At 68.0% G+C, this 15,448-nt stretch carries 17 protein-coding genes; 15 read left to right on the top strand and 2 right to left on the bottom strand.

Annotated elements, in window-relative coordinates; all coding sequences use genetic code 11:
• The first annotated feature begins 102 nt into the window (after positions 1-102).
• Both ABT254_RS35650 and ABT254_RS35655 read left to right on the top strand, forming a co-directional pair.
• Positions 103-1,578 carry an ABC transporter permease gene (locus ABT254_RS35650; RefSeq protein ID WP_351479672.1) on the top strand — a complete coding sequence of 492 codons (1,476 nt, stop codon included), beginning with the start codon at positions 103-105 and terminating at the stop codon, positions 1,576-1,578.
• Between the two features lie 71 nt (positions 1,579-1,649).
• On the top strand, positions 1,650-2,336 hold the full coding sequence (locus ABT254_RS35655; RefSeq protein WP_351479675.1) for an ABC transporter ATP-binding protein: 687 nt from the start codon (positions 1,650-1,652) through the stop codon (positions 2,334-2,336).
• Positions 2,337-2,545: 209 nt separating this feature from the next.
• Here ABT254_RS35655 and ABT254_RS35660 read toward each other — a convergent pair whose 3' ends face one another.
• Positions 2,546-2,872 (bottom strand): nuclear transport factor 2-like protein, encoded by a 327-nt coding sequence (locus ABT254_RS35660; RefSeq protein WP_123964741.1) that lies wholly within the window; start codon positions 2,870-2,872, stop codon positions 2,546-2,548.
• A 157-nt stretch (positions 2,873-3,029) separates the two neighbouring features.
• Between ABT254_RS35660 and ABT254_RS35665 the strand changes: the two genes are divergently transcribed.
• From ABT254_RS35665 to ABT254_RS35675, 3 genes are all read left to right on the top strand, one after another.
• Entirely contained in the window at positions 3,030-3,599 is a 570-nt protein-coding gene (locus ABT254_RS35665) for a DoxX family membrane protein (protein WP_351479678.1), read from the top strand.
• Positions 3,600-3,620: 21 nt separating this feature from the next.
• Positions 3,621-3,995, top strand: coding sequence for a MazG-like family protein (locus tag ABT254_RS35670; RefSeq protein ID WP_351479680.1), 375 nt, complete (start codon positions 3,621-3,623; stop codon positions 3,993-3,995).
• A 125-nt stretch (positions 3,996-4,120) separates the two neighbouring features.
• Positions 4,121-5,755, top strand: coding sequence for an AMP-binding protein (locus tag ABT254_RS35675; RefSeq protein ID WP_351479683.1), 1,635 nt, complete (start codon positions 4,121-4,123; stop codon positions 5,753-5,755).
• 16 nt (positions 5,756-5,771) lie between these two features.
• Here the strand turns inward: ABT254_RS35675 and ABT254_RS35680 are convergent, their stop codons facing one another.
• Positions 5,772-6,176: a hypothetical protein gene (locus tag ABT254_RS35680; RefSeq protein WP_351479686.1), complete on the bottom strand. Its 405-nt coding sequence runs from the start codon at positions 6,174-6,176 to the stop codon at positions 5,772-5,774.
• 50 nt (positions 6,177-6,226) lie between these two features.
• Between ABT254_RS35680 and ABT254_RS35685 the strand changes: the two genes are divergently transcribed.
• The 10 genes from ABT254_RS35685 to ABT254_RS35730 all read left to right on the top strand — a co-directional run bounded on the left by ABT254_RS35685 (position 6,227) and on the right by ABT254_RS35730 (position 15,431).
• Complete coding sequence (locus ABT254_RS35685) at positions 6,227-6,811, top strand: TetR/AcrR family transcriptional regulator (protein ID WP_351479689.1); 585 nt, start codon at positions 6,227-6,229, stop codon at positions 6,809-6,811.
• A gap of 119 nt (positions 6,812-6,930) precedes the next feature.
• Complete coding sequence (locus tag ABT254_RS35690) at positions 6,931-8,376, top strand: ATP-binding protein (protein ID WP_351479692.1); 1,446 nt, start codon at positions 6,931-6,933, stop codon at positions 8,374-8,376.
• A gap of 142 nt (positions 8,377-8,518) precedes the next feature.
• A complete protein-coding gene (locus ABT254_RS35695; RefSeq protein ID WP_351479695.1) occupies positions 8,519-8,683 on the top strand; it encodes a hypothetical protein in 165 nt (54 codons plus the stop codon).
• A gap of 7 nt (positions 8,684-8,690) precedes the next feature.
• Positions 8,691-9,179 (top strand): hypothetical protein, encoded by a 489-nt coding sequence (locus ABT254_RS35700; protein WP_351479698.1) that lies wholly within the window; start codon positions 8,691-8,693, stop codon positions 9,177-9,179.
• Positions 9,180-9,735: 556 nt separating this feature from the next.
• The gene (locus ABT254_RS35705; RefSeq protein WP_351479701.1) at positions 9,736-10,269 is read left to right on the top strand and encodes a CbrC family protein; all 534 of its coding nucleotides are present in this window, start codon (positions 9,736-9,738) and stop codon (positions 10,267-10,269) included.
• A gap of 515 nt (positions 10,270-10,784) precedes the next feature.
• Positions 10,785-11,117: a hypothetical protein gene (locus ABT254_RS35710; protein WP_351479704.1), complete on the top strand. Its 333-nt coding sequence runs from the start codon at positions 10,785-10,787 to the stop codon at positions 11,115-11,117.
• Between the two features lie 64 nt (positions 11,118-11,181).
• Positions 11,182-11,493: a pore-forming ESAT-6 family protein gene (locus ABT254_RS35715; RefSeq protein ID WP_351479707.1), complete on the top strand. Its 312-nt coding sequence runs from the start codon at positions 11,182-11,184 to the stop codon at positions 11,491-11,493.
• A gap of 60 nt (positions 11,494-11,553) precedes the next feature.
• Positions 11,554-11,952 carry a DUF6507 family protein gene (locus ABT254_RS35720; RefSeq protein ID WP_351479710.1) on the top strand — a complete coding sequence of 133 codons (399 nt, stop codon included), beginning with the start codon at positions 11,554-11,556 and terminating at the stop codon, positions 11,950-11,952.
• A 2-nt stretch (positions 11,953-11,954) separates the two neighbouring features.
• Positions 11,955-14,549, top strand: coding sequence for a hypothetical protein (locus ABT254_RS35725; protein WP_351479713.1), 2,595 nt, complete (start codon positions 11,955-11,957; stop codon positions 14,547-14,549).
• Between the two features lie 15 nt (positions 14,550-14,564).
• Entirely contained in the window at positions 14,565-15,431 is an 867-nt protein-coding gene (locus ABT254_RS35730) for an immunity 49 family protein (RefSeq protein WP_351479716.1), read from the top strand.
• The last annotated feature ends 17 nt before the right edge of the window (positions 15,432-15,448 follow it).

The raw sequence follows: 15,448 nt of genomic DNA on the forward strand, positions 1-15,448 counted from the left end.
CTTTCTCAGCCCTGACACATCTTTTACTCAGTCCGGCGCAAAGGTTTCTCCCTAGCTTGTGGCAGCGCCCACACCGGGCGCCAAGAACCTGCGAGGAACGGGATGTTTGGCATCTATCTCAAGCGCGAACTGGGCCGCAGAAAGAAGGCGGCCCTGGTCGTCGCACTGGGTCTGGCGCTCGGAATCGCGCTGGTCATCACCGTCAACTCGGTGTCGGCCGGAATGACACAGGCTCAGGACAAGGTCCTCAAGTCGCTCTACGGCCTCGGCACCGACATGACGGTGACCAAGGCGCAGTCGGCTCCCAAGGCGGGCAGCTCACAGGGCCCGAACTTCAAGTTCGACGCCAAGCAGAGCAGCAGCACCAAGCAGAGCTCCGACCGGGTGATGACACAGGGCGGTCAGGCCCTGTCGTCCTCGCTGGTCACCAAGGTCGCCGCCCAGCAGGGCGTGTCCGCCGCGGTCGGCGCGATCACCCTGAACGTCACCAAGGTCGACGGCTCCTTCACCCAGGGCAAGGCGAAGTCCTCGACGTCCTCCTCGAGCTCCGGCTCGCAGCAGCAGGGCGGGCCCGGCGGCACCGGCAACAGCGGCGGTCAGCCGCAGGTCCAGGGCGGCGGCGCCTCCTTCAACGTCAACTCCTACTCGGTGGCCGGCATCGACGTCACCCACCAGGACCTCGGCCCACTGGCCACCTCGAAGATCACCTCGGGGAAGACCTTCACGGCGGCGCAGACGGGCGCCAAGGTCGCCGTGATCAGCAAGTCGTACGCCAAGTCGAAGAAGTACAAGGTCGGTTCGACCTTCAAGATCAACGGCACCAGTTTCACGGTCATCGGCATCGCGACGCCCGACAGCAGCGAGTCGTCCACGGACGTGTTCGTGCCGCTGAAGCAGGCGCAGACGCTCGGCGACGCGAAGAACAAGGTCACCACGATCTACGTCAAGGCGACCGACTCCAAGAAGATCGCCGCCGTGAAGAAGGAGATCCAGTCGAACATCTCCGGTACGACGGTCACCACCTCCGCCGATCTCGCGTCCACCGTCTCCGGCTCCCTGTCCACGGCCTCCAACCTGGCGACCAGCGTGGGCAAGTGGCTGTCGATCGCGGTGCTTGCCGCGGCCTTCCTGGTGGCCGCGCTGCTGACGTCCTCGGCCGTCTCCCGCCGGGTGCGCGAGTTCGGCACCCTCAAGGCGCTCGGCTGGCCGAGCCGCAACGTGACCCGGCAGGTCGTCGGCGAGTCCATGGTCAACGGTCTGCTGGGCGGTGCCCTCGGTATCGGTCTCGGCCTGGCGGCGGCCTACGCGGTGACCGCCATCGCCCCGAAGCTGACCGCGCAGCTGGGCTCCACGGGGGGCGGCATGGGCGGCCCCGGGGGCGGTGGCCCGGGCGGCGGCGGTCCCGGCGGGCAGTCGGCGTCGAACACCATGGAGATCGCGCTGTCCGCCCCCGTCTCCCTGACCACCATCGCGCTCGCGGTGGGCCTGGCGGTCACCGGCGGTCTGATCGCCGGCGCGATGGGCGGCTGGCGCGCCTCCCGGATGCGCCCGGCGGACGCCCTGCGCAGCGTCTCGTAAGCCCACTTCCCCTGAGCTTCTTCTGCGGTCTCTTCCGCTGTCTCTTCTACTGCTTCATCCACGGAGATCCCATGTACAGACTGACCGGCGTCACCAAGCGCTACACGCGGGGCAAGGAGACGGTGGAGGCGCTGCGCGGCATCGACCTCGCCATCGAGGACGGCGACCAGCTCGTCATCCAGGGCCCCACCGGCGGCGGCAAGTCCACGCTGCTGCAGATGATCGGCGGCCTGGACCGCCCCACCGAGGGCAGCGTCGAGCTGGACGGCGTCGACCTCGCGCGCATCAGCGAGGCCAAGCTGACCCGGGTGCGGGCGGAAAAGATCGGCATCATCTTCCAGTCGTTCAACCTCATCCCGACCCTGACCGCCCAGGAGAACGTGGAGACGGCCCTGGTCCCGCTCGGCGTCAAGCCCGCCGAGCGGCGCGAGCGCGCGGCCGAGGCCCTGAACTCGGTGGGCCTGGGCGAGCGCCTCAGCCACGCCCCCGCCGAGCTGTCCGGCGGCCAGCAGCAGCGCGTCGCGATCGCCCGCGCCCTGGTGAAAAGGCCGAAGGTACTGCTCGCCGACGAGCCCACCGGCAACCTCGACGAGGGCACCCGCGACGACATCATGGCCCTGCTGGAGGGGCTGTGGCGCGAGCACGGACTGACCTTCGTCATGGTCACTCACGACTCGTCGATCGCCCGTCGGGCTCCGCGCCTGGCGACCATCAAGGCGGGACAGATCACACTGACGGAACAGGGCGTGCACTCCTGACGGGTCTGCCCGCTCCGAGCATGAACAGGCTGCCGCTCGGCGTCCGAACATGCGCGCCCACAGCCAGGCGTGGGCGCGCTGGGCCAACGTAGGGCCGCCGCTGGTGAGGATCTCCCGGACCGCGTCGTAACGGGCCACCCACATCTTGGGCGCGTCCGGCAGCACGTTGACCGCAGGGTCGTATGCGTGCACGGGCGTGTGAGTGTGACTTACGCCTGGCCGGTCTCGAAACGGGAGATCCTGCCGTCGTCCTCGATGGTGAAGTTCCAGCGGGTGCGCATCTCGCCCCAGGCGTCGTTGCGGTAGTGGGCGAGGAGGGCGCGGCCGCCCTGGGACTCGTTGTCGACGTCCAGGTGACCGTTGGAGGAGAAGATCTCCCGGTCGATCCACTCGTTGAGGTCCCGGTCGGAGCCGTCGTCCGCCATGGTCGCGTCCTCCGTGAGGAGGGCCAGGAAGGCGTCCCGGTCGTGGGCGTTGACGGCGGTGACGAAGGCGCGGACGGCCGGGTCGCTGAGTTTGGCTGGCTGAATCGTCATGCCAGCAGAGTCACACCGCCCACCGGGACCCGCCACCCGAACGGCTGCGCGGACGGGTCCGGAAGGTGTGAGGAGTGGGACGGTGGACACGCGGAGGAGAGTGTTCCTGTTTGTTCGAACGCGTCATATGTCCCCGTTGTCTGTCCCGGGAGAAACCATGAGCTCTTACGACCGGCGTGATCTGGGCCTGCTGCTGCTCCGGCTGGGTGCCGGTGGTGTGTTGGCGGCGCACGGCGCGCAGAAGCTGTTCGGCTGGTTCGGCGGACACGGCATCGAGGGGACCGGCCAGTTCATGGAGTCGGTCGGCTACGCGCCGGGCAAGGCGAGCGCGACGGCGGCGGGCCTCGCGGAGGCGGGCGGCGGCACCCTGCTGGCGTTGGGCCTGGCGACCCCGGCGGCGGGTGCGGCGGCGGCCGGCGCGATGGCCGGGGCGTCCGCGGTGCACGCCCCGAACGGCTTCTTCAACGCGGAGGGCGGCTACGAGTACGCGGCCACCCTCGCTCTGGCCGCCACCGGCCTCGCGGTCGCCGGCCCCGGCCGTCTCTCCCTCGACCACGCGCTCGGCCATGTCTTCGACCGCGGCTGGATGGTCCCGACGGCACTCGGCGTGACGGCGGCGGCCACGGCGCTGGTGGTGGGGGCGCGCAACAAGCGGCTGCAGGACAAGAAGGAGCCGGACGAGCAGGAGGCGCTGTTCGCTGAGGAAGAGGCGCTGTTCAGGGAGTGATGCGGGGGGCAGGCTGGGCCCATGACTGATCAGCCTCCGCTTCCCGAGACCCCGATTTCCCCCACCTCCCCGACCTCCCCCGACGTCTGGGCGGCCATCGACGACCTGTGGACCTGGCTCGACGCGAACCGTCCGCACGGCGGCCAGGAGGGCATGCTCCTGCGCATGCTCAAGCTGTCGGAGGAGGTCGGCGAGGTCGCGGAGGCGGTGATCGGCGCGACCGGCCAGAACCCGCGCAAGGGGATCACCCACACCTGGGAGGACGTCCAGGACGAGCTCTGCGATGTCGTCATCACCGCTCTGGTGGCCCTGCGCACGCTGACGCCGGACACCCGGGAGGTGTTCACCCGGCATCTGGCGAAGGTGACCGAACGCTCCCTCGGGCCGTCCGCGTAGGCGGGGGGCGACAACTGGGTTGTGCTGCACGGGAATTGGGCGGGCGGGGTGGCGTACCACGGCTCCCGGTCCGGATACTGACGCCGTATCCGACGCGCAGGGCAAACCACATCCCGGGGGCTGACATGGTGGCAACGTCGTACTGGGCGGGCGAGTCCGGCGAGGAACTCCTGGACGAGACCGTCGGATCACTGCTGCGCCGCGCCGCCCGGCTGGCACCGGAGACGGTCGCCCTGGTCGAGGGTGTACCGGATCCCGCCGAGCGCCGCCGATGGACGTACACCGAACTGCTCGACGAGTCCGAGCGCGCGGCGAGGGCCCTGCTCGGCCGTTTCTCGCCGGGCGATCGTGTGGCGGTGTGGGCGAACAACATCCCGGAGTGGGTGATCCTCGAACTCGCCGCCGCCCTCGCGGACATCACGCTCGTCACGGTCAACCCGGCCTTGCGGGAAGCCGAGTTGCGCCATGTACTCGGCCATTCCCGCGCGGCCGGCGTCTTCCTCCTCCGCGAGTACCGCGGCAACCCGATGGCCCGCACCCTGGCCGACATCCGCGCGGACCTCCCCGACCTGCACACGAGCGTGCTGTTCGAGGACTGGGCGGAATTCTGCGCCGAAGGCTCGACCGACCGCGCGCTACCCGAGGTCGACGCCTCGTCACCGGCGCAGATCCAGTACACCTCGGGCACCACCGGCATCCCGAAGGGCGTGCTCCTGCACCACCGCGGCATCACCAACAACGCCCGGCTGGCCTACGTCCGCACCTTCGGGTTGCAGCCGGGCGAGGCGGCACTCAACCCGATGCCGCTGTTCCACACGGCGGGCTGCGTACTGGCCACCCTGGCCTCGATCATCAGCCTCGGCACCCACGTCCTGCCCCCGCACTTCGAGCCGGGCCTGATGCTCGAACTCGCCAAGTCCGAACGCTGCGTGATGCTGGGAGGCGTGCCGACGATGCTGATCGCCATGCTCGAACACCCGGCACTCCCCCGCACCGACCTCTCGTCCCTACGGTTCATGCTGTCCGGCGGCGCCTCGGTCCCACCCGAACTGGTCCGCCGGATCGAGGAGGTCTTCGGCGTCCCGATGGCCATCATCTACGCCCAGACCGAGGCGTCCCCGGGCATCACGATCACCCGCCTCGACGACACCCCCGACGACCGCGCCCACACGGTGGGCAAGCCCCTCCCCCTGTCCGAGGTGAAGATCGTGGACGCGTCAGGAACGGTCGTACCACCCGGGACCACCGGCGAACTCTGCACCCGCGGCTACCACGTCATGACGGGCTACCTCGACGCCGCGGACGCGACGGCCGCCGCCATCGACTCCGACGGCTGGCTCCACACCGGCGACCTCGCCTCGATGGACGAGCGCGGCTACTGCCGTATCGAAGGCCGCCTGAAGGACATGATCATCCGCGGCGGCGAGAACATCTACCCGCGCGAGATCGAACAGATCCTGGCCGAACACCCCGCGGTCGCCGAGGCCGCGGTGGTGGGCGTCCCCGACCCGGTCTGGGGCGAACGGGTCGCGGCCTTCATCCGCCTCACCCCGGACCACACGACGGCCGAGACGGTGAGTGAGACGACGGGTGAAACGGTGATGGAGAAGGAACTCTTCGACCACGTACGCGCCCACCTGGCCCCGCACAAGACACCCCGCACGTGGGTCTTCGTCGAGGACTTCCCCCTGACCGGCTCGGGCAAGATCCGCAAGAACACACTCCGGGAGGAGTACGTGGCGGGCCGGCTGCCGAAGTGATGTTCTGCGCGGCTGCCTAGGTGACGTCGTTCCGGGTGGCGAGGGCAAGCCGCCGATGGGTGCGGACCATCATGAGCCGGGCCATGAAGGGATGCACCCACTTCACCACACCCCAATACAGCCTGGACCGCGCGCCGTTGGTCTTCACGGAGCTGCACAGCACGACGTACTCGGCATCGACGACGATGGACGCCCAGGCATCGAGCCCGCCCGCGCTGACCTCCATGAGCACCTCGTCACCTTCCCGCCCGACGACCGGAAAGGCGTCACGCAGGATGCCGGTCCAGGCGGCGGGATCACGCGGCATCCCGGGCCGCAGTGCCATGGCGTACGCGTCCTGATAGTCGGGCGCGGCCAGAGCCGCCCTGATCAGCCGAGCCCCCTCGGGAAACCCCACCGCCACGGGCCTGTCCTTGCGCATCGCGCACCTCCATACGCCGGCGTATGGAAACCATACGGTAGCGTACGGAGATGGCACAACGGCAGCAGCAGACCAGGAAGCCCAGGCTCACCGCGCGCGACTGGGCGGACGCGGCCCTGACCGCCATCCGGGAGGGCGGCCTCGCGGCAGTAGCGGTCGAACCCCTCGCCACCCGCCTGGGCACCACAAAGGGCAGCTTCTACTGGCACTTCACCAACCGCGAGGCCCTGATCGAGGCGGCCCTCGCCCGCTGGGTCGAGTCGAACACGGACGAGATCATCGCGACGGTGGAGACGGAACCGGATGCGGGCCGGCGACTGCGCGCCCTGTTCCACCGGGTCACCAAGCCGGGCGCAGCCGACCCCTTGGAGCTCTCGCTCCTGGCCAGCACGGACCACCCACAGGTGGCGGCCGCACTGCGGCAGGTGACGGAGCGCCGGATCGGGTACCTGACGGGACTCTTCGCCGAGCTGGGCTTTGGGGAGGAGGAGGCACGGGAGCGGGGGTTGATGGCGTACAGCTTCTATTTGGGGCACAGCCAGTTGGGGCATGCGGTGCCGGGTGTGCTGCCGTCGACGCGGGAGTTTCCGGCGTATCTGGAGGGGGCGGTGGGGACGCTTTTGCGGCGGGACTAGGGCTGCACGACAGAACCGCACCTGTCACATAAAGCTACTGGATGGTTACTCCGATTCCCCATACTATGGTTCACTTGAGTATGTTCGATGTGAGCAAACCCGGTAGTGGGGGTTGAGCCATGCCAGGCTTCGTCGGCCGCACATCCGAACTGGCCGCCCTGGAGGGCCACCTGTCCTGGGTGCGTGACGGCCGGGGCGACCAGCGCGGCAGGGCCCTGCTGCTCCGCGGTCGGCGCCGGGTCGGCAAGTCGCGTCTCGTGGACCTCTTCTGCGAGCGTGCCCAGGTGCCATACGTCGTCCACCAGGCCACCCGAGGCGAGGACGCGCACCGGGAGCGGGCGCGCTTCCTCACCGAGGTCCGGCACTCCTCACTGCCGGACACCGCCCTCCTCGCCGGCGTCACCACTGTCGCCGACTGGGACACCGCCCTGCGCCAGCTCGCCGCGGTGCTCCCGGATGGGACGCCCAGCATCGTCGTCCTGGACGAACTGCCGTGGATGCTCGAAGGCGACCCGGTGCTGGAAGGCACCCTGCAAACCGTGTGGGACCGGGTGCTGAGCCGCAAACCCGTACTGCTGATCCTCATCGGCAGCGACCTGGCGATGATGGAGCAGCTGTCCGCCTACGGCCGCCCCTTCCATCAGCGAGGGGTCGAGATGGTTCTGCCGCCTCTCTCCCCTGCCGAAGTCATGGCGATGACCGGGCTCCCGGCCGCGGACGCCTTCGACGCACACCTGATCACTGGCGGCCTGCCCCTCATCTGCCAGGAATGGCAGGACGGCGAAAACCGCACCGATTTCCTCACCCGCACGCTCGCCGACCCCACCTCCCCCCTCCTCGTCTCCGGCGAACGCATCCTGGCCGCGGAGTTCCCGACCGCCCTACAGGCCAGGCATGTGCTCTCCGTGATCGGAAGCGGCGAGCGGACCTTCGGGACGATCGCCGCGAACGCCGGGGCCGCCGACCGGCCGCTCCCGCCCGGTTCGCTCAACCCGGCCCTGCGCACCCTCGCGGACAAGCGACTCGTCGCCGTCGACACCCCCCTGTCGGCCCGCCCCGGCGACCGGGATCGCCGCTACCGCATCGCCGATCCCTATCTCCGTTTCTGGCTTGCCTTCCTGGAGCAGGGCATCCCGGAGATCGAGCGCGGCCGTAGCCGGATCGTGGTCGACGCGGTCGAACGCGGATGGACCTCGTGGCGCGGCCGGGCGATCGAACCCGTCGTACGGGAGTCGCTGGCCCGGTTGCTGCCCGACGACACGTGGCCGCAGGTGCGGGAGGTCGGCGGCTGGTGGCCCCGCACGAACAACCCCGAGGTGGACCTGGTGGGCGCGGACCGCTCCCCCGCACGCCGGATCGACTTCGTCGGCTCCATCAAATGGCACGAGCGGGCCCCCTTCGACCACCGCGCCCTGGCAGCCCTGGCCCGCGACGCCCTGGCCGTCCCCGGCGCCGACGAGGACACACCACTGGTCGCGGTCTCCCGCTCCGGGTTCGCGGTGGACGGTCTTGCGGCGACGTACGGCCCCGAGCGCCTGATCGAGGCCTGGGATCCGGCGGCGTGAGCTTCAACGCCCGGGGGTGGCGGGCTGCATCCGCGTTCGCTCTTCTTCAGCGACAGACGAGTCGGACTGTATGCCGGGGACTGGTGCATGGTGCGCGAAGACGGCCTCTGAGCTGCACGGGCGCTACCGGCGTCCAGAAGTCATGCACATCGCAGGCAAGTTGGCGGCCCCGGTCCCCCGGCGGCGCGGCGGCGCGGCGGCGCGGCGGCGGCTTTCGTTGGCGGTGCTCAGGGACGCGGCGGACGCCGGCGTGATAATCCGGGACGTGCAGGGCTTCGTCTACCGGCTGCCGAAGGGCACGGGCTGAACCGGCCATGATCTGGACTTACTGCGAGCAGTGGAACACCCTCACCGACACGCCTATGAACTCACTGACGCCCGAGCAAGCTCAGGCCAGGCATGCGTCCGGCGAGCTGTACACCGCTGTCGCATGCCCCGATGAGCACTCCACCCCGGCGCTGCGCGTAGAAATGCGACTGGAGACCGGTTACGCCTCAGTCATCTTCATGGACGAACACGGACACGACTCTCTCGACTACACCTTCACCCTCACCAGCGGTTCCCTTTTCCTGGAAACAGCAACCGCGTACGACTACGGCGATTCGGAGGAGCGAGGCGGACATGCGGACGCGGAGCACACGGAGTCCTACGAGTTCACGACCGAAGGCGTCATTCGGCGCACTGTAGAGGTCGACGGCGAGGAATCCACGGAAAGCCGCCACGGCATTGACGTCACCGGCAACTGGGAGCCCGTGCCCAGTTTCGGCGCCTACGACACTTTGATCCGACGCGACCGCGCCTGACGTATCGGCAGCGGAGCTACGCCCTCGTCGAGCACCGAAGACCAGCCCTACCCCTTCGAAAGAATCGAACCCTCACAGTGCACGCGGGAGGGAGTTCTGGCGTCGCCCCAGTGGAACTCCCGGCAAGGAGCCGCGGCTGACTGACTCCGTCAGTCCGGGAGGAGGCCGACTGCAGGCCGCAAGGCCTACACGGCCTCGCGCCAGCCGCACCTGGGTGGCACCGAGCCTGGCCAAGTACCTTGCATGGCGGCTGACAGGGCAGATCAAGCTGTAGTGCCACGCAGCTCATCGGGGCTGTCCAAAAGCGCCTCACGAAGCGGTCTTTTATAGGTGGGGGCATGCCGAGCCGACCGGGACGTCGCAACTGGTCGTAGGAGCTCTCGCGGTGCCGTCGAAGGCGACATCCGCTTCATACGGCGGCGCCCCCCTCGACCTCACCAGCTTGATCAAGAGCCCCTTCGGGGACAGACTGCACGTCCATGGGGTTCACAGGACTGGCCGTGGGCCCAAACAGCACCGGCGACGAAGTCGCCATCTCCCTTCCGGGGCAGCAGCATTGAGTACCTACCTCCCCTTCTTCCGCCACCACCCTGACCCCCTCGCGAGCGGATCGATCCGTGCAAGCGCCGAGGAATGCGTCTGCTGCAACCGCAGCACGGGGTGGATCTACACCGCGAGCTTCTATACCGCTCAAGAGGTCAACGGGAACTTCTGCCCCTGGTGCATCGCCGACGGCAGCGCCGCTGAACGATTCGCAGGTGAATTCACCGACTCCTACGGGATTGACGGCGTCAGCGAGGAGACCCTGCGAGAGGTCACCCGCCGCACTCCCGGCTTCCATGCCTGGCAGGATCCGCACTGGCTCGTCCACTGCCAGGACGCGGCCGCCTTCATCGGCGAGGTGGGATACACGGAACTCGCGGCCCACCCGGACGCCCTCGACCAGCTCCGTCTCGACCTGCGTATGGGCGGCTGGCACGATGCTTCCCAGCTCGAGCACTTCCTGACCCACCTCGGCGAAGGCGCAAGCGCCATGCTCTTCCGCTGCACCGTCTGCGGCACCCATCTCGCCTACGTCGACGCTTCTTGACCGACCACCCAGATCGGCAGCGGCGCGATCAATTCGGTCACCCCGGCAAGAGGTTCACCGCGAACCACCACACAAAGCCGGCGCAAGCCGTCGACTGACCGCGCTGATGGTCACCAGCGGTTGCCGCCGTAAACCAAAACCGGCAAACCTTCGGAGCGCTCGCCCGTACGCGTCAATTCATGATTCAGCGGGATATTAAAGTTGCGCGATACGCAGGAGGGGGCTGCGCACCCGCCGACCAGTAACAATGGGTGGTGAAGGGCCTTCCTCTCTAGCAGGGGAACCCCTAGTGGCGCAGTCCCCGTGCGGGGAACGGGCCGCGCCGCACCCCACACGTCATTCACGGCCCCTGATGCACTAGATCACGCCACTTCGGCACCTTCTGCGTTTCTGCGTTGCGCCTGCAACGTGTGGTACGAGAGGATGTTCGACGAGCTGTGAGGCGCGCGTGACACGCGATCACGTCGCGTCGGTCATGCGGCAGTAGCACACAACACACTTACGGGGGTGGGTTGATGAAGTTCGACATGGGGTCGACGACCCTGTCGGAGCTCGGCAAGAGCACCGTCGGTTCCAGCGAGGACCTGGGCGCGCTGATCCGACTGCTGATCCAGGCGGCGGAACCGCTCGAAGGGAAGTTCAACGGAGCGGGCAAGGCCGCGTTCGACGCGTTCAAGGCGCATGCCGACGAGATCACCAACGAGCTGAACAGCTCGCTCGGCGCGATCCTGGGCGGCCAGTCCGGCATGGACACCGCGTTCGGCAGCGGTGATGTGGAGCTGGGCGACAACGCGCACCAGAACATGAGCGCCGCCAATTTCGACGCGGCCCGCTTCGGCGCACGCTGAGCGTCCTATCCGACACGAGTCAAGTCGCCTTATCCATCACCAACTTCAAGGGGGACACTCGATCATGGCTCAGAACCAGGACCGGCTCTCCTACGACACCGGCGCCTCCGCCGAGGTCCAGGGCAGCCTCGCCGGCGTCATCGGCCGGCTGGAGCGCGTACTGGCCGACCGCGACCGTGCGGTGAAGGCCGCGATGGCCGACTTCACCGCGGACGGCGTCGCCGACGAGTACCACGGCAAGGAAGTCCGCTGGCACCGCGCGGCCAGCGAGGTCCGCGAGATCATCCGGCTGGTCCGCTCGACGATGGAGCAGAACGACGGCACCGCCCAGTCGACCCTGGCCAAGGCCAAGGCGGCCGTCGACAACATCGGCTGACGCAGCGGCAGGCGCACGGCGGGCGGAGGCCCGGCAGGTACGGGGACGAGGGGGAATGTCGTGACGGGGTGGGAAATCCATCCGGCAGGCGTATACGGCGTGCTGTCCAAGACGGCGACCGCGGCGAAGGACATGTCGGACGCGGGCTCGGCGATGCAGGGCAGCCTCGAGGAAGCTGCCTCCGCGGCGGGAACGCTGAGCAGCCAATACGGGCCGTACACCAGCACGGTCGGGCTGGTCGGTTCGGCACTGGCCCAGTTCGCGGAGCACTGGAGCCGGGATCTCCTCTACATCGCCAAGCGAACGTCGAAGTCCCTGAACGGAGCGGACCAGGCCACCCGCCACTACATGGCCGGCTCCCTGGAGCAGGCGGCGAACGCCCAACAGGCGGCGGCCAAGGAATCCAAGGTGGACATGCCCGGCAAGGGTGAGACGGGCAGTCGCACGGAGGGCCAGTAGCGGTGGGTGACGAGGCGAAGCTCATAGACCCGTCAGGGATCCCGCACTTCATCGGCGACCTGGCCACGCTCGATACCGATGTAATGCTGCTGACCGCGGACGCGGGTCAGTTCCGGGCGTCCGGCTCGGACGTGCACACCGAGTTCCAGGGCCTGTCCGCGTTTTATTCGGCACCGGAGGCGGAGCAGCTGTTCGCCACCACGCTGCCGGTGAAGCAGAAGTCGGACGCGTTCGCCGACGACCTGGAGAAGGTCGCCACGGCCCTGTCGGACTACAGTTTCGAAGTCCAGCCGCTGGTACAGAAGTTGGACGCGCTCAAGGCCGACGCGACCGCGTTCGTGAACTCGGTGACCGGGGACGACGACTGGCGCAAGGACCAGGACAAGGTCGACCACAACAACGACCTGTGGCACGACGTCAACCACACGGTCGCCGCCTTCCAGGCCGCCGAACGCACCGCCTACAACAAGATCATGGCGCTGATCGGCGGAGCCGGGCTGAGCGCCGACGACGGCTCCCACGGCAAGAACACGTACGGCTACAACGCCGACGACCTCGACCACGCCAAGGAAACCCCCTGGGGAGCGCCGGTCGAGAGGGAGTACGAGGGCTGGTCCTGGCTGGTCCACCAGGGCAAGCAGGTGTGGGACGGCGTCTGGCACGACGGTGTCATCGGCACCGTCCACGGCCTGGGCACCCTGTTCGGCTCGGACGGCTGGGGCGCGGCCGGCGAGGCCTGGAAGAACCTCGCCAAGCTGGGCACGGCCACCTCCCTCACCAGTGCGACGCTGGGCACCTGGTGGCTGATCCCGGACGACCAACTGCCCTCCTGGCTGCGTGAGTCGCGCAAGGTCCACACCCAGGTGGTGAAAGGCTTCGTCGCGTACGACCAGTGGAAGACGAACCCGGCCCGCGCGGCCGGCGCGTTCGGCTTCAACGTCCTGACCGTGGCCGGCACCGAGGGCGTCGGCAGCGCGGCAAGCGGAGCGGGCAAAGCCGGCGCTGCGGCCCGCACCCTCTCGGTGGTCGGCAAGGTCGGCCGGGCCGTCGACCCGATGACCTACGTCGGCAAGGTGGGCAAGTTCGCTTTCGTCAAGGTCGGCGACACCTTCAGCACCCTGAAGAACCTCCGCACCGGCACGTACCTGGACATGGCGAACCTCGGCGACAGGTACACACCCGCCGAACACCCGCTGCCGCCCGCGGAACGCCCGGCTTCCGTGCCCGACAACGCCATCGAGTACGTCGATGCCAAGGGCAACCAGGTCTACCTCACCAGCGACGGCCACGTCCTCAATGCCGACGGCAGCCTGCGGCAACACGCCACGGATGCCAAGGTCGAGGCGTCGACCGCCGATCGCACCACCGAAGAGTCCACACCGCGCTCAGCGGCTGCTGGCACCCGAGAGCCTGAACTTGTCGGCGCACACGCGGCGACGGATTCCGTCGGTGACGCAGGTAGGGGTGGCGACCACACCGTCGGCGGCAGCGCACGAGATCTCGGGAACGGTGCATCTACCGGGGAGCGCCCGGCTACAGGCGCCAGCGGCGCTTCACACGGCTCGGGAAACGGCCCCGTAGCGGGCCGCGGCGCGTCCGGCACCGGCCCAGAGCATGACCAGTCGCATGACGGCGCCACGCACTCAACAGGACCCGATGAGCACAACACGGACCGTACGCATGGTGACGGCGCCCAAGGCGAGCGACAGCGGGAGCTGACTCCTGCTGAGCGTAGAGCCATCCAGGACGAGCATGTCCGGAAGGCCAACGAAGATCCCGAGTGGCGCAAGGACCACTACGACATCCTCGGACGAAGGAAGCCCAACATCGGGCTGGTGGACGGAGTCGAACTCCCTCAGCTCGCGAAGGATTCTCACGGGCATTGGGTCGCCAAGCACAACTTGCCGAGCGGTCCGTCCGAAGTCCGGTTCGGCTCGAAGCCGCTCCCGCGAGGTACTGCGCCCGACAAGGTCCTGCCGACTCTCGACAGGCGGGCTGCGGAACGTCAGGCCTATCGGGCCCTCATGAATGCGCAGAGAGCGTTTGACGGGACGCCCTCCGCAGCGAACCACGAGGCCCTTACCGCTGCTCAAGAGGCGTACGCCAAACAGCTTGGTGACGTGCCCCCCAACAGTAAGATTTCCGAGAACCTGGGTGAGGACGCCTCCAGGCTCCATGCGATACCGCACGAGTTTCCGGGTGCCGAGCCCATCGAGCTTCCCAAGACAGCCAACGGCGCCCACATGTTCGACGGGGCATACAGGATCAAGGACGACGGAATCCTGATAGCCGAGGACAAGGCTCCAGGGAACGACCTCGACTGGCGACAGGGGCGCGCCGATCCTGAGGACCCCACGAATCCGCATCTCGGCGACGATGGCGGCGCAGCGGGCATGAGGGTGAAGCAAGGAACGCTTCTGTACCTGCGAACCATCATGGCCGAGATGACGAAACGTGGCGGTCGTGACGCCGAGCTTGCGCGTGAGTTCCGGAACGCACTGAAGGCAGGGAAGTTGAGATACGTGCTGGTCAAGGCCCAGGAGCCCAACGGCTCCCTTTATGATGGTGCCATAGTGGAAGAACTGAAGATCTACTGAGAGGAAGGGGGGTACGTGGTCATCCGCATTCCCCGCCATGACTTCCTGGTGGACAACGTGGACGAAGCCATGGCGCCGATCATCCAGAGCACCATAGAGGCGCTCTCGGAACTCGAGACCTCAGAGTTCGACCGTTTCGACGCTCTGGATTACGCGCTGACCGTCGCGAAGTGGACCTGTCTGACGGATCCTGCGGCAGGGGAATTCCCGACGTGGGAAGCGTGGGTGACCGCGATGCAGGTGGGCTCGGGTCTGTTCATCTCAGGAGCTGCTGCGGAAGGCCCCGTTCCGTGCCGTATCGGGAGCAAAGGTGAGATCAAGAACCTCCCCGCGACCGGCCCCCAGGAGTACCTGCACGCGGGCAATTGGCTCACCTCGTACTACCTGGCCGTGATCTGCCGCGACAACGAGCGCCTCGACCAACTGGCGCGTATTCCCACCTCGTTCCTCCGCGCTTCCGGGGTGGAGTTCGACGAGTACATCTATGCGTGGGTGGAGACGCTGCAGAACGCCTGGTTCGGCCGCCAGGAGACCTGGGACACGCTGGTCACCGCCATCAACGGCACGGACCCAGCGGCGCCCCACATCGCCAGTGCCGAACTCATGCTCAAAATCCTCTACCCGCCGCTGGAGATCTTCCATCGCTATCAGCGGCAAGAGCCGGAGTCGTTCAACGCCGCCCTGGCAGACGCGGTCACCTGGCACCGCGAGTACTGGACTGGCGATGCCGCACGGCCCAAGAGCAGCGAGGGACTAGTGGCTTTGGGCCCACTGGCCATCGCCTGCATGGCCTTCGACGCAGACATCCCTGTCGAAGTCGAGTCCGAGTACCTGCCCAAGCATCTTTTGGAGCGGACGTGGGTCGGCGCATTCCCCACCTGATACGCCGGAGATCTCCC

It is taken from the genome of Streptomyces sp. NPDC001137 (assembly GCF_040298885.1).
Lineage (GTDB): Bacteria > Actinomycetota > Actinomycetes > Streptomycetales > Streptomycetaceae > Streptomyces.